The sequence below is a fragment of the Nonomuraea sp. SYSU D8015 genome (genome assembly GCF_008065375.1).
Taxonomy (GTDB): Bacteria; Actinomycetota; Actinomycetes; order Streptosporangiales; family Streptosporangiaceae; genus Nonomuraea.
This window is the reverse complement of sequence record NZ_VJYI01000029.1, coordinates 79140-96285: the sequence shown is the minus strand read 5'-3', so window position 1 is coordinate 96285 and position 17146 is coordinate 79140. Positions and strand designations below refer to the sequence as shown.

21 protein-coding genes are annotated in these 17146 nt (G+C 70.7%); 9 read left to right on the top strand and 12 right to left on the bottom strand.

Going from position 1 to position 17146, the window contains the following annotated elements; all coding sequences use genetic code 11:
- Positions 1–2 precede the first annotated feature (2 nt).
- The 3 genes from ureG to ID574_RS51845 are packed head-to-tail and all read left to right on the top strand — an operon-like array spanning position 3 to position 1958.
- The gene (ureG, locus tag ID574_RS51855) at positions 3–677 is read left to right on the top strand and encodes an urease accessory protein UreG (protein ID WP_188196487.1); all 675 of its coding nucleotides are present in this window, start codon (positions 3–5) and stop codon (positions 675–677) included.
- Positions 677–1486 (top strand): urease accessory protein UreD, encoded by an 810-nt coding sequence (locus tag ID574_RS51850; protein WP_223167967.1) that lies wholly within the window; start codon positions 677–679, stop codon positions 1484–1486. The genes ureG and ID574_RS51850 overlap by 1 nt, the downstream gene beginning before the upstream one ends.
- Positions 1487–1490: 4 nt before the next feature.
- Positions 1491–1958, top strand: a complete 468-nt coding sequence (locus ID574_RS51845) for a hypothetical protein (RefSeq protein ID WP_188196486.1) — start codon at positions 1491–1493, stop codon at positions 1956–1958.
- A 1-nt stretch (position 1959) separates the two neighbouring features.
- On the opposite strand, the gene era is transcribed toward ID574_RS51845, so the two are convergent.
- The 8 genes from era to ID574_RS51805 form a co-directional block, all read right to left on the bottom strand.
- A complete protein-coding gene (gene era, locus ID574_RS51840) occupies positions 1960–2868 on the bottom strand; it encodes a GTPase Era (protein ID WP_442939438.1) in 909 nt (302 codons plus the stop codon).
- Positions 2869–2886: 18 nt separating this feature from the next.
- Positions 2887–3363, bottom strand: a complete 477-nt coding sequence (locus ID574_RS51835) for an NUDIX domain-containing protein (protein ID WP_188196484.1) — start codon at positions 3361–3363, stop codon at positions 2887–2889.
- Position 3364: 1 nt separating this feature from the next.
- Positions 3365–3682 (bottom strand): cytidine/deoxycytidylate deaminase family protein, encoded by a 318-nt coding sequence (locus tag ID574_RS51830; protein ID WP_188196483.1) that lies wholly within the window; start codon positions 3680–3682, stop codon positions 3365–3367.
- 10 nt (positions 3683–3692) lie between these two features.
- Positions 3693–4325, bottom strand: a complete 633-nt coding sequence (locus ID574_RS51825; protein WP_188196482.1) for a hypothetical protein — start codon at positions 4323–4325, stop codon at positions 3693–3695.
- 543 nt (positions 4326–4868) lie between these two features.
- The gene (locus ID574_RS51820; RefSeq protein ID WP_188196481.1) at positions 4869–6164 is read right to left on the bottom strand and encodes a hemolysin family protein; all 1296 of its coding nucleotides are present in this window, start codon (positions 6162–6164) and stop codon (positions 4869–4871) included.
- Positions 6161–6637: an rRNA maturation RNase YbeY gene (gene ybeY / locus ID574_RS51815; RefSeq protein ID WP_188196480.1), complete on the bottom strand. Its 477-nt coding sequence runs from the start codon at positions 6635–6637 to the stop codon at positions 6161–6163. Before ybeY ends, ID574_RS51820 begins: the two co-directional genes overlap by 4 nt.
- On the bottom strand, positions 6634–7674 hold the full coding sequence (locus ID574_RS51810; RefSeq protein WP_188196479.1) for a PhoH family protein: 1041 nt from the start codon (positions 7672–7674) through the stop codon (positions 6634–6636). The genes ybeY and ID574_RS51810 overlap by 4 nt, the downstream gene beginning before the upstream one ends.
- Before the next feature lie 261 nt (positions 7675–7935).
- The gene (locus ID574_RS51805; protein WP_188196478.1) at positions 7936–8280 is read right to left on the bottom strand and encodes a histidine triad nucleotide-binding protein; all 345 of its coding nucleotides are present in this window, start codon (positions 8278–8280) and stop codon (positions 7936–7938) included.
- A gap of 279 nt (positions 8281–8559) precedes the next feature.
- On the opposite strand from ID574_RS51805, the gene ID574_RS51800 reads away from it, so the two are divergent.
- Positions 8560–9072 (top strand): SigE family RNA polymerase sigma factor, encoded by a 513-nt coding sequence (locus ID574_RS51800; protein ID WP_080047132.1) that lies wholly within the window; start codon positions 8560–8562, stop codon positions 9070–9072.
- On the top strand, positions 9069–9713 hold the full coding sequence (locus ID574_RS51795; RefSeq protein ID WP_188196477.1) for a hypothetical protein: 645 nt from the start codon (positions 9069–9071) through the stop codon (positions 9711–9713). The genes ID574_RS51800 and ID574_RS51795 overlap by 4 nt, the downstream gene beginning before the upstream one ends.
- Positions 9714–9800: 87 nt before the next feature.
- On the opposite strand, the gene ID574_RS51790 is transcribed toward ID574_RS51795, so the two are convergent.
- Genes ID574_RS51790 through hrcA form a run of 3 tightly spaced genes read right to left on the bottom strand, consistent with a single transcriptional unit; the run spans position 9801 to position 12687 of the window.
- Positions 9801–10526, bottom strand: a complete 726-nt coding sequence (locus ID574_RS51790) for a 16S rRNA (uracil(1498)-N(3))-methyltransferase (RefSeq protein ID WP_188196476.1) — start codon at positions 10524–10526, stop codon at positions 9801–9803.
- The gene (dnaJ, locus tag ID574_RS51785; RefSeq protein WP_188196475.1) at positions 10523–11662 is read right to left on the bottom strand and encodes a molecular chaperone DnaJ; all 1140 of its coding nucleotides are present in this window, start codon (positions 11660–11662) and stop codon (positions 10523–10525) included. The genes ID574_RS51790 and dnaJ overlap by 4 nt, the downstream gene beginning before the upstream one ends.
- Before the next feature lie 11 nt (positions 11663–11673).
- Positions 11674–12687, bottom strand: coding sequence for a heat-inducible transcriptional repressor HrcA (hrcA, locus tag ID574_RS51780; RefSeq protein ID WP_188196474.1), 1014 nt, complete (start codon positions 12685–12687; stop codon positions 11674–11676).
- Between the two features lie 156 nt (positions 12688–12843).
- Here hrcA and ID574_RS61090 point away from each other — a divergent pair, with 156 nt between their 5' ends.
- Genes ID574_RS61090 through ID574_RS51765 form a run of 3 tightly spaced genes read left to right on the top strand, consistent with a single transcriptional unit; the run spans position 12844 to position 15292 of the window.
- Positions 12844–13710: a hypothetical protein gene (locus ID574_RS61090; RefSeq protein ID WP_223167966.1), complete on the top strand. Its 867-nt coding sequence runs from the start codon at positions 12844–12846 to the stop codon at positions 13708–13710.
- Positions 13711–13727: 17 nt separating this feature from the next.
- Complete coding sequence (locus tag ID574_RS51770; RefSeq protein WP_188196473.1) at positions 13728–14534, top strand: DUF3097 domain-containing protein; 807 nt, start codon at positions 13728–13730, stop codon at positions 14532–14534.
- Positions 14531–15292, top strand: coding sequence for a DUF4870 domain-containing protein (locus tag ID574_RS51765; protein WP_188196472.1), 762 nt, complete (start codon positions 14531–14533; stop codon positions 15290–15292). Before ID574_RS51770 ends, ID574_RS51765 begins: the two co-directional genes overlap by 4 nt.
- 4 nt (positions 15293–15296) lie before the next feature.
- On the opposite strand, the gene hemW is transcribed toward ID574_RS51765, so the two are convergent.
- Entirely contained in the window at positions 15297–16517 is a 1221-nt protein-coding gene (hemW, locus tag ID574_RS51760; RefSeq protein ID WP_188196471.1) for a radical SAM family heme chaperone HemW, read from the bottom strand.
- A gap of 160 nt (positions 16518–16677) precedes the next feature.
- Between hemW and ID574_RS51755 the strand changes: the two genes are divergently transcribed.
- Positions 16678–17061 carry a hypothetical protein gene (locus ID574_RS51755; protein ID WP_188196470.1) on the top strand — a complete coding sequence of 128 codons (384 nt, stop codon included), beginning with the start codon at positions 16678–16680 and terminating at the stop codon, positions 17059–17061.
- Positions 17062–17146: the final 85 nt, after the last annotated feature.

Here is a 17146-nt window from a genome sequence, read left to right as displayed (position 1 = left end):
ACATGGGCGCCAATCACGACGACCATCACCACGCACCCGACGGCCGCGGCCGGGCGCTGCGGCTCGGGGTGGGCGGTCCGGTGGGCAGCGGCAAGACGGCCCTGGTGGCCGCGCTCTGCCGGACGCTGGGCACGTCGCTGTCCTTGGGAGTGGTGACGAACGACATCTACACCACCGAGGACGCCGACTTCCTGCGCCGCGCGGGCGTGCTGGATCCCGAGCGCATCCTCGCCGTCGAGACCGGCTGCTGCCCCCACACCGCCATCCGCGACGACATCGCCGCGAACCTCGACGCCGTGGAGACCCTGGAGCACCGGTTCGGCCCGCTGGACCTGGTGATCGTGGAGAGCGGCGGCGACAACCTGACGGCGACGTTCAGCCGGGGGCTGGCGGACGCGCAGATCTTCGTCCTGGACGTGTCGGGCGGCGACAAGGTGCCGCGCAAGGGCGGTCCCGGGGTGACCACGGCGGACCTGCTGGTGATCAACAAGACCGACCTGGCATCCATGGTGGGCGCCGACCTGAGCGTTATGGACCGCGACGCGGCAAAGGTGCGCGGCGACCGCCCGGTCCTGTTCACCTCGATCAGGCAGGACCCCTCGGCCGCCACGGTCGCCGCCTGGGTCTCGGAGCAGGTGACGGCCTGGTCGCACGCCCACGCCTCCGCCGTTTCCTGATGTCTCCCCAGCCCACCGGCACCGCGGTGCACCAGCGGAGGCGTGCGATGCGGGCCCGCGCGGCCGTGGCCACCGGCCTGTCCTCCGACGGCCGGACCGTGGTCAGCCGGATGGCCTCGGCGCCGCCGCTGACGCTGCGCCAGACGGGCCCCTGCGCCGTCCATCTGATCTCCACGGCGGCCGGGCCCCTCGGCGGCGATCGGCTGGCGCTGGACGTGGACGTCGCCGCCCGCACCACCCTGGAGCTGGGCTCGGTGGCGAGCACGCTGGTCCTGCCCGGCGAGGGCGAGTCGGAGCTGCTGGTCACCGCCCGGGTGGGCGCGGGCGCGACGCTCCGTTTCGCGCCCGAGCCGACGGTGCTGGCCGCCGGCTGCGACCATCGCCTCATCGTCCGGCTCGCGCTGGAGCCGGACGCGACCGTGCTGTGGCGGGAGGAGATCGTCTTCGGCCGGTACGGCGAGGAGCCCGGCCGCTGCCACGCCCGCTTCGACGCCACGTTCGGCGACGGCCGCCCGCTGCTCAGGCAGGAGTTCACCGTCGGCGACCGGGCGCTCGACACCTCCCCGGCCGTCTACGGCACGGCGCGCTGCGTCGGGACCACGTTCCTCACGGCGACCGCCAAGGAGCCGCTCGTGGCGGACGGGGTCGCGGTCCTGCCGCTGGCGGTCTCCGGAACGCTGGTGTCGGCCCTCGGGGGCGACGCGGTCGAGCTGCGTTCACGCCTGGAATGGGGCGAACGAGCGGTGTCCGTCGGTGGTGACGACTCCGTTGCGGACGGTGGCCGGGGGCGCGAACCCGGCATACAGTGATCGTGTGGCCGATGACCTCCAGCCCGCGCCCGCCACGCCGCGGACCCGGCGGCGTTATCCGCTGGCCGTGTCTGTCGCCGGAGCGCTCCTGGTGTGCTGCACGATCCTGCCCTGGGCCGGCGTCGACGCGAAGATCGGCCTGCTCGGCAGCGGGGTGACCACCGACGTGCGTGGCGTCGACGACACGTTCGGGATCTACACCCTGCTGGCGGGGCTGGCGGCGGTGGCGTGCGGCCTGGCCGGGCTGCTCTCCCACCCGAGGCTGGCCGCCCTGGCCGTCGTGCCGGGGGCGGTGGCCGTGCCGGCGGTGCTGATGTTCGTGACCCGGGGCGGCGGCGCGCAGGATCGCGTCTCCATCGACCTGGGCGTGCTGTCGGTGGAGCAGGCGATCAGGTTCGGCTGGTTCGCGGCGCTGGCGTGCTCGCTCGCGGTCGCCGTCCTCGGCCTCCTGACGCTGCTCCGCCGCGCTTAGATCAGTCGTAGAAGCCCAGCCGCCGCAGCTGCTTGGGGTCGCGCTGCCAGTCTTTGAGCACGCTGATCCGCAGGTCGAGGTAGACGCGGGTGCCCAGCAGCGCCTCGATCTGCTGGCGGGCCTTGGTGCCGACCTCGCGCAGCCGCTCGCCCTTGTGCCCGATGACGATCGCCTTCTGCGAGGGCCGCTCCACGAACAGGTGCGCGTAGATGTCGAGCAGGTCGTCGCGCCCCTCGCGGGGCAGCATCTCGTCGACCACGACGGCGATCGAGTGGGGCAGCTCGTCGCGTACGCCCTCCAGCGCCGCCTCCCTGATCAGCTCCCCGACCAGCACCTGCTCCGGCTCGTCGGTGAGCTGCCCGTCCTCGTAGAGCGGCGGCGACTCCGGCAGGTGCCCGATCAGGACGTCCGCCAGCACGTCGAGCTGGTCGCCCGACTGCGCGGACACCGGCACGATGTCGGCGAACTCCCCCACCTGCGACACCGCGAGCAACTGCTCGGCGATCTGCTCCTTGGACGCCAGGTCGCACTTGGTCACCACGGCCACGACGGGCGTCTTCTTCACCGCGGACAGCTTGTCGGCGATGAACCGGTCGCCCTTGCCGATCGGCTCGTTGGCCGGCACGCAGAAGCCGATCGCGTCGACCTCGGTCAGCGTGGACAGCACCAGACTGTCGAGCCGCTCGCCGAGCAGCGTGCGCGGCCGGTGCAGGCCGGGCGTGTCGACGATGACGAGCTGGGCGTCGGGGCGGTGGACGATGCCCCTGATGGCCCGCCTGGTGGTCTGCGGCTTGGACGAGGTGATCGCCACTTTGGTGCCGACCAGGGCGTTCATCAGCGTGGACTTGCCGACGTTCGGCCTTCCCACGAAGCAGGCGAATCCGGCGCGATGGCTGTCTGGCGAAGTCACATTCTGCATTGTGGCCCATCAACGAGCGTGTTCACGCCACCAGGTGTACGCCACGGGCGCCACGCCGGGCGTCCAGGGGGTCGTCGGCAGCCCGGCGAACTCCTGCTCGGTGACCCACCGGCAGTCGTTGATCTCGACGCCGTCGGGCCGCGGGACGCCGGAGACCACCGAGCAGCCGTAGACCGCGATGACGTAGCCGACCTGGTGGCCGTTCGGGTAGGTGGTGCGGAACTCGGGGCCGCCGTACACGCCGATCAGGCCGCGTACGGCGATCTCGATGCCGAGTTCCTCGCGCAGCTCCCTGACCACGGCGTCCTGCGGGCGCTCGTCGGGGTCGATGCCGCCGCCAGGCGCGGCCCAGAGCCCCACGTCGCCGTGGCGGGCGACCAGCAGCCTGCCCTCGTCGTCGAACACGAACCCGGCCACCGACGGCAGCATGAGCAGCTCGGAGCCGACCTTCTCCCGCAACCTGGCCAGGAACGGCGACATCGGCATGTCAGGTCCGCAGCGTTCCGTCGGGGCCGGCCACGAGCAGCGACTTGACGCCCATCTCCGCGGCCACGGCCGCGTCGTCCGCGCCCGGCTCGCCGGCGGTCACGAGCGCGACGGCCTCGAGGGAGCGCGCGCCACTGGAAATGGCCATGGCCACCGCCACCTGCACCGCCGAGAGCGTGAGCGAGGCCAGCTTCACGTTGGTCGCCGAGTAGGTGCGGCCCGTCTCGTCGCGTACGGCGGCCCCTTCCTCGGAGCCGCTGCGCGCCCTGGCCGCGCGCGCCAACGTGATGATCTTGCTGTCTTCAGGATCGAGAGTCACGCGCTCTAGATTATGTGCCGGCCATGGCTATGGCCGCGTCGACCACCTTCCGGGTGCGGGTGGGGTCGACCTGGTTCATCCCCGTGTGGACCACCGACACGAGCGTGTCGCCCACCCGGGACAGCACGACGTCCATCGCGTACGGGTAACCGCGCAGCCGGCCCTGGAGCCGCGCGCCCACGGCCTCGTCCCCCACGTCCTCGACCGGCAGCTCGCGCAGTCGCAGGTCGGTGCCGGGGGAGGTGCGCACCGCCCGGCACGAATCCCGTGCCCTGGCCAGCGCGTCGAGGTGTTCATGGGCCTTATCGCCCGCGTACCGGGCCAGGCCCACCCCGGCCTGCTCCCCCAGCCCGTCGCCCTGGTAGCTGACGGCCACCTGGGCGGTCAGCGCCTGGCCGGGCGCGCGGCCGCCGGCCGGTTCGAGCAGCATCCGGCAGTTGTGGTCCGCCGGGCCGAACGGCATCCGCCACGCCTGCTCGGGCTTGGCCGTGAAGCCCTCCGGCAGCGGCGGCTCCTTGCTGAGCAGCTCGCGCAGCTGGGCCATGGCGTGCGGGTCGATGAAGCTCTCCGCGCCTTCGCCGCCGCATCCCGCCAGGGTGCAGGCGAGCACGGCGAAGGCGACGATCCCCTGTTTTCGTCTCATGATCCCTCCTGGCGCGAAACCTCCCCAAGCGACTAATGCGGCAATCCATCGGAGTTCCCACCAATGCGCAAAAAGGGTGCCCCCATCCGGTTTTCCGGACGAGAACACCCTTTGCGCCGACCAGCGTCTCAGCCGGCTACCCGACCGGGACGCTGTCGTCCCCCCTGGATCCATCCTCTCGCCGCGAACCCCACCCGGCGATCGGATGCTTCCCCTCTGACACCCACCGCACTGGATGTCGTGATTAGAGAGTGCCGGACGCGGCTTGCAGAAGACTTGTAGAACGCTTGCGACATCCGCCCGCATTTGTCCCCGAGCCTCTGGCCGTGACCTCCGTCTGCGGGGACGGCTGGCTTCTCCCCGCGATACGACGGCAGGGGGCAGAAGGGGGCTGTGGGAACGGCCGCCCTCCCCCCGGGCCGACCTCTCCCCAGGAGGGCGGGAGGGACCGCAGGACGGCCCGCCCTCCCCCATCTCACCTCCAAAAGGACAGGACGGGAGACGGCGGGAGGGACGATGCGAAGCGGCCTTGTGGGGTGGGGGTCAGTCGCGTTCCGCGGCGGCGGGGACGATCGTGTCCTCCGGAGGCGTGATGCGGCGCACGACCACCGTGCTGATCCGGTTGCGGCGACCCGCCAGGGTCTCGGCGGTGAGCGACAGGCCGGACACCTCCGCGTGGGACCCGGCGATCGGCACCCGGCCGAGCGCGTGGGCCAGCAGCCCGCCCACGGTCTCCACGTCGTCCACCTCGATCTCGGTGTCGAACAGCTCGGCCAGCTCGTCCACCGGCATCCGGGCCGTCACCCGGAGGGCGCCGCCGGGGACGGGCTCGACGCGGGGCGCCTCCTGGTCGTACTCGTCGGTGATCTCACCGACGATCTCCTCCAGCACATCCTCGATCGTGACCAGGCCGGCGGTGCCGCCGTACTCGTCGATGACGATGGCGATGTGGATCTGCCTGGCCTGCATCTCCCGCATGAGCTGGTCGATGGGCTTGCTCTCCGGCACGTATGCGGCCGGCCGCATGATGGACTCGACCGGCTCCTTGCCGCCGCCCTCGCCGGACTCGTGGATCTTGCGGGCGATGTCCTTCAGGTAGGCGATGCCGACGACGTCGTCCTCGTTCTCCCCCACGACCGGGACGCGGGAGAAGCCGCTGCGCAGCGCCAGCGAAAGAGCCTGGCTGATGGTCTTGCCGCGCTCGATGTAGACCATGTCGGTGCGCGGCACCATGACCTCGCGCACCAGCGTGTCGCCCAGCTCGAAGACCGAGTGGATCATCTCGCGCTCGTCGGGCTCGATCACCCGGCGCTCCTCGGCCAGATCGACCAGGTCACGCAGCTCGGCCTCTGAGGTGAACGGGCCGTCGCGGAACCCCTTGCCCGGGGTCAGGGCGTTGCCCAGCAGGATCAGCAGCTTGGGCAGGGGGCCGAAGATGCGGGTGAGGCCGTACACGATGGGGGCGCTGGCCAGCGCGACCGGCTCGGCGTGCTGGCGGCCCAGCGTGCGCGGCATGACCCCGACCACCACGTAGCTGACCACGATCATCACGACCGCGGCCCACACGTACGCCCAGCCCTGGTCGGCCATGATGTCGATGAAGAGCAGCGTCGCGATGACGGTGGCCACCAGCTCGCAGCTCAGCCTGAGCAGCAGGAGCAGATTGAGGTAGCGCGGCGGGTCGTTGACGATGGCCTGCAGCCGAGCCGAGCCCCGCCTGGCGTCGCGGGCGAACTCCTCGGCGCGCACCCTGGAGATGCGCGTCAGTGCCGTTTCCGCGCTGGCGATCAAGCCACCGACGATCACGAGGGCGATGGCCAAAGGCAACCAGGCGTTCACCGCGGGTTGCGCACCTCCTGCCACGACTCCAGGAGCTGCGCCTGGAGCCCGAACATCTCCTTGTGCTCCTCCGGCTCGGCGTGGTCGTAGCCGAGCAGGTGGAGGATGCCGTGGGTGCACAGCAGCTCGAGCTCGTCGGCCGTGCCGTGTCCGGCCTCCTCCGCCTGCCGGGCGGCCACCTGCGGGCAGAGCACGACATCGCCGAGGAGCGCGGGGTCGGCGGGGCTCTCATTGTCGCCACGCGCCCCGCCGCCGGGACGCAACTCGTCCATCGGGAAGGCCAGCACGTCGGTGGGGCCGGGCTCGCCCATCCACTTCTCGTGCAGCTCGGCCATGGCGTCCTCGTCGACGACCACGATGGACAGCTCCGCGAGCGGGTTGATGCCCATCTCCCCGAGCACATGGGCGGCCAGGGCGACCAGGCTCTCCTCGTCGACGCCGACGCCCGACTCGTTGTTGATCTCGATGCTCACGGTCGCCGCTTCCCTCGGTGCTGGATGGGCTTCGGCTCCTGGGCGGCCCGCGAGGCGTCGTAGCGCCCGTAGGCGTCGACGATCTCGCTGACCAGCTTGTGACGGACCACGTCGGAGCTGGTCAGCCGGGAGAAGTGGATGTCCTCGATGCCCTCGAGGATCTCCTGGACCACCCGCAGCCCGCTCACCGTGCCCGTGGGCAGGTCGACCTGCGTCACGTCACCGGTCACCACGATCTTGGAGTTGAACCCCAGCCGGGTGAGGAACATCTTCATCTGCTCGGCCGAGGAGTTCTGCGCCTCGTCGAGGATGATGAAGGCGTCGTTCAACGTGCGTCCGCGCATGTACGCCAGCGGCGCGACCTCGATCGTGCCCGCGGCCATCAGCTTGGGGATGGAGTCGGGGTCGAGCATGTCGTGCAGCGCGTCGTAGAGGGGGCGCAGGTAGGGGTCGATCTTCTCGTAGAGCGTGCCGGGTAGGAAGCCGAGCCGCTCGCCCGCCTCGACCGCCGGGCGGGTCAGGATGATCCGGTTGACCCGCTTCTCCTGCAGCGCCCGCACGGCCTTGGCCATGGCGAGGTAGGTCTTGCCGGTGCCGGCCGGGCCGATGCCGAACACGATCGTGTGCTTGTCGATCGCGTCGACGTAGCGCTTCTGGTTGACGGTCTTCGGCCTGATGGTGCGCCCGCGCGAGGAGAGGATGTCGAGGGACAGCACCTCGGCGGGCCGGTCGGAGGTCATGCGGAGCATGGCGATGCTGCGCTCGACCGCGTCGGGGGTGAGCTCGCCGCCGCTGCGCAGGACCTCGACGAGCTCTTCGAAGAGCCGCACCACGGTGCCGCTCTCGTCGGGGCTGCCGGTGACGGTGATCTCGTTGCCGCGCACGTGGATGTCGGCCCGGAAGGCGCCCTCGATGACACGCAGAAGCTCGTCGCGGGAGCCCAGGAGGCTGACCATCGGGTATTCGTCCGGAATCAGCACCTTCGCTTGAGTACGCGAGGGAGGTGCAGTTCGTCGGGATTCGTGTAGTTCGGACATGGGCAGGCCAGCGGCCTGATGCCTCCCGGTCTCTTTCGGTGTTCTTCTCCGCCCATGGTATCCGGGGCCGGGCGGATTACTCTCGCCAATATCACCGGTGATCCTGGCCCCGCTACCGCACGTGCTGCTTCGTCGCAGGCCGGTACGACGAGCGGTCCCGGCGCACCGCGTCCTCCGGCCTTCTTCTCCAAGAAGACCTCCGCCGGAGCCGGCGGGTGCCGGAAGAGCGGAGCGGAGTCATGGAGAGGTGCGGAAACGGGCCTAGCCGGGCGGCCACGTCAGCGCACGCCCGCCCAGCACGTGGGCATGCACGTGGAAGACGGTCTGGCCGGCGCCGGGCCCGGTGTTGAAGACGATGCGGTAACCGTCGCCGGCCACGCCCTCCTGCACGGCCACCGCGTGGGCGGACTTGAGGACGTCGTCGGCGAGCCCCTCATCGGCCTCCGCCAGCGCCGCCGCGTCGGCGTGGTGCTCCTTCGGAATCACCAGCACGTGGGTGGGGGCCTGCGGCTTGATGTCGCGGAACGCCAGTGTCCTGCCGGTTTCGTAGATGATCTCGGCGGGAAACTCCTTGGTAACGATTTTGCAGAAGAGGCAGTCGTTCACGTCAGCACCCTATCGAGACGCCACCTGTTAGCGAGTCCGTTGCGAATCGGTAATCACCAGTGTCGTGCGTGGGAAGATCCGCGCGGTTAGGGTGTGTGTGCGACACTTCAACAAAAAAGACGATTCAGGGTCGGGCGAGCGCCACCTGGCGAGGACACGACTGGCGTAATGCACCCTAACGAACCGGGGAACCCTCCAGAACCGGAAGAGCGTAAACCCTCTGGGAAGGCCGCGCGTCCCACAGATGTGACCACCGAAACCCTCCTGGCCGACAGGTCGATGGGGGCGGTGCCAGTCGGGTGGGATGCCGACATGGCCGTTACCGCGCTATACAGCGCGCACTTCCGGTCATTGGTGCGTCTCGCCGTGTTGCTCGTGCGAGACATAGCAACCGCTGAGGAGGTCGTGCAAGATGCGTTCGTCGCCATCCACGGCGCCTGGCGCAGGCTTCGCGACCCCGACAAAGCACTCGCCTACCTCCGTCAATCCGTCGTCAACCGGTCCCGTTCCGTGCTGCGTCACCGCGCGGTCGTCGAGAAGTACGCTCCCAAGGGCCTGCCAGACGCTCCGAGCGCCGAGAACGGCGCAATCGGCGAGTTGGAACGCTCCGCCGTCATCGAGGCGTTACGGGCCCTTCCAACCCGACAGCGAGAAGCACTAGTTCTGCGGTATTACGGTGATCTGTCCGAAGCTGAGATAGCCCACGCCATGGGCATCAGCAAGGGCGCGGTCAAGAGCCACACCGCACGTGGCATGGCCGCCTTGCGATCCGTCCTGGAGAAAATGTCATGACCCAGCCCCCCGACGAGTACGGCGACCTCCTGCGCCGTGCGCTCCGCGCGGAGGCGGACGCGGTCGTGCCCTCGCCGGACGGACTGGAGATCATCCGCGCCCGGATCGAGCGGCGCGGCGTCCGCAATCTGTTCTGGTGGCGCGCGGGTGCGGCCGCCGCCAGTGCCGTCCTCGTGGCGGGGGCGATCGTGATGGCCGTCCCCGGGCTGCGCTCGCAGATCATCGAACAGCAGACCTTCCAGCCGGTCGAGAACCAGACCACGTCCAAGGTCCCGTCCAACTCCTCCACCACCCGCTCACAGCAGCCGCCACCGCCGTCCACCTCCGCCCCCGAGCCGAACGTGGTCCTGGTCCCCACGCCGTCCAAGCCCCCGACCCCGCGGCCGACCAGGACGGCGAACTCGACCAGCAGGCCGTCGCCGACCCCGACCACCGAGACCACCCCGTGCCCGACGTCCGCCGAGCAGACCGAGGCGGCCGAGGACTGCCCGTCGGCCTCCCCCACGCCGACGCCGACCGACGCGGAGCCGACCACGTCGCACTCGGCGTGCCCCCTCGAAGAGTGCCCGCCCGACGACACGACGGTGAGCCCCAGCGAGCTGGCGAGCCCGCTGGTGGAGTCGTCCCCCAGCACGCCCTAGAGCGTCACCAGCGGCCCGAGGGCGCGAGCAGAGCGTCCTGGAGCGTCACCCAGCGGCCCGTACGCGTGAACAGCACGGCCTGGAGCGTCACCAGCGGCCCGTACGCGTGAACAGCACGGCCGCCGCAGCCACCCCCGCCGTGGACGTCCGCAGGACGGTGGTCCCCAGCAGCACGGGCACGGCCCCGGCCGCCGTGAACCTGTCCAGCTCCTCCTCCGAGACGCCGCCTTCGGGCCCCACGACCACCACGATGTCGCCCTTCGGGGGCAGCGCCACGCCGGAGAGCGGCTCGGCCGACTCCTCGTGCAGCACCAGCCCCAGCGCCGCTCCGGCGAGCAGCGACTCCACGCGGGCCGTGGAGGCGGGCTCGGTCACCTCCGGCAGGTGGAACCTGCGGGCCTGCTTGCCCGCCTCGCGGGCCGTCGAGCGCCACTTGTGCAGCCCTTTGGCGACCTTGTCGCCCTTCCACTGTGTGATGCTGCGCCCGGCCGCCCAAGGCACGATCACGTCGACGCCCGCCTCGGTCATCATTTCGACCGCCAGCTCGCCCCGGTCGCCCTTGGGCAGCCCCTGGACGACGACGAGCCGCGGCTGGGCCGCCTCGACCACGTAGCGGCCGAGCACGTCGAGCCTGAGCGCGTCCTTGAGCACCTCGCGCACGACGCATTCGGCTACCCGGCCGGCGCCGTCGGTCAGGTCGACCCGCTCACCGGCCCGCAGGCGGCGTACGGAGGCCGCGTGCCGCCCCTCCGGGCCGGTGAGCGTCAGCTCAGGGCCGTCGAGCTCCTCCGAGAGGAAGACGGGCGCGGTCACCGGCCGTTGAAGGCGTCGCGCAGGCGCGAGAAGAAGCCCTGCTGCCCCGGCGCGAACTTGCCGGGCGGGCGCTCCTCGCCGCGCAGCTTGGCCAGCTCCTTCAGCAGCTCTTCCTGGGCGGCGTCGAGGCGGCTCGGGGTCTCGACGTTGACGTGGATGAGCAGGTCGCCCCTGCCCGACTCGTTGAGCCGCTGCACGCCGCGCCCGTACATGGTGATGACCTGGCCGGACTGCGTGCCGGGGCGGACGTCCACCTCCTCGGACCCGTCGAGGGTCTCCACGGCGAGCACGGTGCCGAGCGCGGCGGCCGTCATCGGGATCTGGACGGTGCAGTGGAGGTCGTCACCGCGCCGTTCGAAGATCTCGTGGGGCCGCTCGACGATCTCCAGGAACAGGTCGCCGGGCGGACCGCCGCCGGGGCCGACCTCGCCCTCGCCGGCGAGCTGGATGTGGGTGCCGTCCTCGACGCCCGCGGGGATGCGGACCTTGATCGTACGGCGGGTCCGCACGCGGCCGTCGCCGGAGCACTCCTGGCAGGGGTGGCGGATGATGGTGCCGAACCCGCCGCACTGCGGGCACGGCCGCGAGGTCATGACCTGGCCCAGGAAGGAGCGGGTGACCTGGGAGATCTCGCCGCGCCCGTTGCACATGTCGCACGTGTCGGGGTGCGTGCCGGGCGCGGCGCCTGCGCCGTGGCAGACGTCGCAGAGCACGGCCGTGTCGACGACCAGCTCGCGGGTGGTGCCGAACGCCGTCTCGCGCAGGTCGAGCTCGACCCGGATGGTGGCGTTGCGGCCCCGCCGGGCGCGCGAGCGCGGCCCACGGGCGCCTGCGGCCGTGCCGAAGAAGGCGTCCATGATGTCGCTGAACGGGAAGCCAGCTCCGAAGCCTCCGGCGCCCGCGCCTGCCGCCGCGCCGCCGAAGGGGTCGCCGCCCAGGTCGTACATCTGGCGCTTGTTCGGGTCGGACAGCACCTCGTAGGCCTGCGTGATCTCTTTGAACCGCTCCTGGGTCTCAGGATCGGGATTCACGTCGGGGTGCAGCTCGCGGGCGAGGCGGCGGTACGCCTTCTTGATCTCGTCCTGACTGGCGTCACGCCGCACCCCGAGGGTGGCGTAGTAGTCGCTGTTTGCCACTTATCGACCTCTTATGATGCAGCCAGGATCTGGCTGACGTAGCGGGCCACCGCGCGAACGGCGCCCATCGTCACGGGATAGTCCATCCTGGTGGGCCCCAGCACACCGAGCCTGGCCAGTTGGTTGTCGCCAGAACCGTATCCGGTCGCGACGACGGATGTGCCGCGCAAGTAGGGGTTTTCCGAGCCGATTCGCACGGTGAGCGCGGACGGGGTGTCGGAGGTGGTCTCGCCGAGCAGCCGCATGAGCACGACCTGCTCCTCCAGCGCCTCCAGCACGTCGCGCAGGCCGGTGGAGAAGTCGGCGCCGGCGAGGTTGGCCGCCCCGGCGAACACGATCTTCTCGTCGTGCCGCTCGACCAGCGTCTCGAGCAGCACCGAGAGGATCGTCGCCACGGCGGGCCGGTCTTCGACGGGCAGGCGCTCCGGCAGGTCGGCGACCAGCTCGGGCACGTTGCTCAGCCCGCAGCCGTCGAGGCAGGCGTTGAGCACCGCGCGCAGATGGGCGATGCGGGTCTCGTCGACCACCTCGGGCAGCTCGATCACGCGCTGCTCGACGCGGCCGGTGTTGGTGATCAGCACGAGCATGACCCGCCGGTCGTTCAGCGGCACCAGCTCGACGTGCCTGACGGTCGAACGCGTGAGCGTGGGGTATTGCACGACCGCCACCTGCCTGGTCAGCTGCGCGAGCAGCCGGACCGTGCGGGTGACCACGTCGTCGAGGTCGACCGCCCCGGCCAGGAACGTCTCGATCGCTCTGCGCTCGGCTCCCGACAGCGGCTTGACCTGGGAAAGCCTGTCGACGAACAGGCGATATCCCTTGTCCGTCGGCACGCGGCCCGCGCTGGTGTGGGGCTGGGTGATGTAGCCCTCCTCCTCGAGCGCGGCCATGTCGTTCCTGATCGTCGCTGGGGAGACCTTGAGGTTGTGGCGCTCGGCCAGCGCCTTGGAGCCCACCGGTTCGTTGGTGGACACGTAGTCTTCGACAATGGCGCGGAGCACCGCCAGTTTCCGATCGTCGAGCACGTGCTCACCTCCTGCCTCTGCCCTATGGGAAACGCGATGTCTAGCACTCTGTGTTCCCGAGTGCCAAGTGTACGGCTCTCGCCCACAAGGTGCGATAACACCGACTCCCATCCTCTTGCTAGCCACTTACAAGCGACAGGCTTCACACTTGCGGACATGTCGGACGTTCCACAGCCCCCGTCGTACGGCCCGCCACCTGGGCAGGGCCCCTACCACGGCCATCCACAACCTCCTCAGCCCGGCTACGGCCCGCAACCAGGCTCCCAGCCCGGCTACGGACCCCAGCCCGGGTCCCAGCCCGGCTACGGCCCGCAACCCGGTTCTCAGCCCGGGTACGGCTACGGCCAGCAGCCCGGATCGCAGCCTGGCTATGGTGCGCCGCCGTACGGTGCGCCGCAGCAGCCGTATGGCCCGCCGCCTCAGTACGGACAATACGGCCAACAAGGCCAGTTCCCACCCAGGATCGATTCCAAAGCCATAAAACCGAGCCTGTGGTGGATCGCGCTCGTCTGGGGCGTGGCCGTGGTGTGCGGGATCGCCGGTGTGGTCATCTTCGTCGGCGGAGTGGTCGGCAGCGTGTCCGATCTGGCGCCGAGCAAGACATTCGCGTCGGGCGAGAGCCTCACGGTGACCGTCGACCCGGCGGACAAGCCGGCCGTCTACGTCGCCACCGACACACCGGTCAACTACGAGTGCGCGATCTCCGGCGGCACCGGCCAGGCCAAGCTCGCCAAGACCTCCGGCTCCCAGACGGTCACGGTCAGCGGCGTGGTGTGGGAGCAGATCCTCGTGATCAACGCGCCCGTCAAGGGCGACTACCAGCTGACCTGCACCAACCAGGAGACGGCCACCGTCCGGTACGGCGTGGGCAAGCCCCTGTCGTCCGCCGCGGGCGGGCTCGTGGGCGGGACGGCCGCGTTGTTGCTGATCCCAGGGGCCGGGCTCCTCGTCGCGATCGTCGGCACCATCGTGATCCTGATGCGCCGCAGCTCCGCCCGTAAGCGCCTCGCGGCCGGCGGGTGATTTGCTACGGTCCCCGTGTGTACGAGGGCGATGTGCTGGCGGGGAATTGGCGACGGCCGGGCAAGGGCAAGATCCCGAAGGTGCCCGCCGAGCCGGACCTCGTCGTGGAGGACGCCGACAGCGGCTTCTGCGGGGCGGTCGTGGCCTGCGACAAGGAGGCCGTCACGCTGGAAGACCGGTTCGGCAGGCGGCGACTGTTCCCCCTGGCGCCGGCCGCGTTCCTGCTGGAGGGTAAGCCTGTGACCCTGGTACGCCCCGCGGCAGCCCCGGCGGGACCCCGGCGCAGCGCGTCGGGCTCCATCGCCGTCGAAGGGTTGCGGGCGCGGGTGGCCAGGGAGAGCCGGATCTACGTGGAGGGCGTGCACGACGCCGCCCTCGTGGAGAAGATCTGGGGACACGACCTGCGGGTCGAGGGCGTCGTGGTCGAATACCTGGAGGGCGTGGACGATCTGCCGGCCATCGTCGCCGAGTTCGGCCCCGAACCGGGGCGACGACTGGGTGTGCTGGTCGACCACCTCGTGCCCGGCTCCAAGGAGAGCAGGATCGCCGCCGAGATCACCTCGCCGGACGTGCTCGTGGTGGGACACCCGTTCGTCGACATCTGGCAGGCGGTCAAGCCCTCCGTGCTGCGCATCCCGGCGTGGCCGGACGTGCCGCGCGGGGTGCCGTGGAAGGAAGGCGTGATCGCGGCCCTGGGCTGGCGCATGGAGCCCGCGGAAGCGTGGCGGCGCATTCTCGGCGCCGTCTCGAGCTACACAGACCTGGAGCCGGAGCTGCTCGGCCGGGTCGAGGAACTGATCGACTTCGTTACGGAGGCATCATGAGCCAGAACCCGCCGCAGCCAGACGACGACGCGACGCGGTACGTCCCCCCGTCGGACATCCCACCGGCCCAGGGCTCCGGCCCCCATCAGCAGCCCGGCCCCGGCTACGGCTACGGCCAGCAGCCCGGATCGCAGCCTGGTTACGGTCAGCAGCCCAGTTACGGCCAGCAGCCCGGGTCGCAGCCCGGTTATGGCTACGGACAGCAACCCGGCTCCCAGCCGGACTACGGCTACGGGCAGCAGCCGCCGAGCTATGGTCAGCAGCCGCCCGCCTACGGTCAGCCGCAGTCCGGCGGCTACGGGCCGCAGCCCGGTTACGGCCCCCAGGGCGGTTACGGTCCCCAGGCCGGTTACGGTCCCGCGCAGCAGCCGCCGCCCGGCTACGCCTACACGCCGGGCCCCGGTGAGCCGTACATCCCCGGCAGGTACGGCCCCCGCCCGGGCACCGACGACACCACGATGGCCATGCTGTCGCACCTGCTGGGCCTGCTCGTCTCCTGGATCGGCCCACTGATCATCTACCTGATGAAGAAGGACGAGTCCCCCTATGTCAGGGACCAGGCGGCCGAGGCGCTGAACTTCCAGATCACGATGTTCATCGGCTACATCGTCTCCGGCATCCTGATGATCGTCTTCATCGGGGCCCTGCTGTTCCCGGTGATCTGGATCCTGTCCCTGATCTTCCACATCCAGGCCGCCCTGGCCGCGAACCAGGGCCAGAACTACCGCTACCCGTTCGCCATCCGCCTGGTCACGTGAGCACCTAGACCAGCAGATCCCTGACGAGGGCGTCGGCCAGCAGCCGCCCCCGCAGCGTGAGGACCATACGCCCCGACTTGAACGGCTCGGGCTCCAGCAGGCCGCGCGCCAGCGCGCTCGCCACGGCGGGGCGCGCCGCGGGCGCCACCTCGGCCAGCGGGTAGCCGGAGGCCAGCCGCAGCTCCAGCATCAGCCGCTCGGCGGCGCGGTCGTCCTCGCCGAGCACCTCGCGGGCGTGCGCGGGCGAGGAGTGCGCGGCCAGCCGCTGCGCGTAGGCGGCCGGATGCTTGACGTTCCACCAGCGCGTGCCGCCGACGTGGCTGTGTGCTCCGGGCCCGGCCGCCCACCAGTCGCCGCCGGTCCAGTAGAGCAGGTTGTGGCGGCAGCGTGCCTGGTCGGAGGCGGCCCAGTTGGACACCTCGTACCAGCGGAGGCCCGCCTCGGCCAGCATCCGGTCGGCGATCAGGTAGCGGTCGGCGGCCACGTCGTCGTCGGGCATCGGCAGTTCGCCGCGCCTGATCCTGGCGGCCAGCCTGGTGCCCTCCTCGACGATCAGCGAGTACGCCGACACGTGGTCGGGCCCGGCCTCGATCGCCGCGGCCAGCGAGGCCCGCCAGTCGTCGTCGGACTCGCCCGGCGTGCTGTAGATCAGATCCAGGTTGACGTGCTCGAACCCGGCCTGCCTGGCCTCGCGCACGGCCGCCGCGGGCCGCCCCGGCGTGTGCTTGCGGTCGAGGACCTGGAGCACGTGCTCGCGGGCGCTCTGCATGCCGAAGCTGATCCGGTTGAACCCGCCGTGGCGGAGCTTCTCCAGGTAGGAGGGGTCCACGGACTCGGGGTTGGCCTCCGTGGTGACCTCGGCCCCCGGCCGCAGCCCGAACTCGGAGTCGATCGCCGCCAGGATCCTCGCCAGGTCCTCCGGAGGGAGCAGGGTGGGCGTGCCGCCGCCGAAGAACACCGTCTCCACCGGCAGCTCGGCGTCGCCGAGCACGCGGCGCGCGAGGCGCACCTCCTCGACGACCGTGTCGGCGTAGTCGCGATGGGAGGCGCCGGGGCCGAGCTCGGCGGCGGTGTAGGTGTTGAAGTCGCAGTAGCCGCAGCGGGTCACGCAGAACGGCACGTGGACGTAGAAGCCGAACGGACGCTCGCCGAGGCCGCGGAGGGCGCTCTCGGGCAGCTCGCCCGAGGTGGGCACGGGATCGCCGTCAGGCAGGGTGGATGGCACGTACTCCAGTCTGCCGCGCCCGCAGGTATGGAGCCGCCACTCCGCAGGCGACAACGGCCGGCCGGCGGGCTCAACAAATCCTCAACACAATCTCAACGCGTGCGCCCTACCGTCCCTGGCATCGATCGGATCGGGCGAAGGGGGACCAACAATGGGGCACATGGCCAGGGTGATCGGGGCGCTCGCGATCGCCGGCGCGACGGGGGCTGCCCTGCTGACCGGATCGGGCGCGGCGTCAGCCGCCACGCTGCCCGGGTGCGGCGCGCCGCGTCCGGTCAACGTCGACTCCGGCTGGGGCGTCATGGGGGGTTCGTTCAACCTCAAAACCGCTCCGTACGCCAAGTGCGGCAACGTCACCAGGGTCCACGCGGGCCAGGTCCTGTACTTCCACTGCTGGACGCGGAACGAGTACGGCAGGCACTGGGTGTACGTCCGCGTCAAGGGCACCGGGACGCACGGCTGGATGAGCAAGGACAACCTGCGCACCATCAGGAACACCCAGAGGCAGGCATGCGGCGGCGAGGACCACCGCGACTACAGGTGACGGGCCGGATGGCGGGACCGCCCCGCCATCGAAACGGCTTTCCGCGGCCGGCCGACGTTCTCCGGTCGCTTGACATTGACCTGCT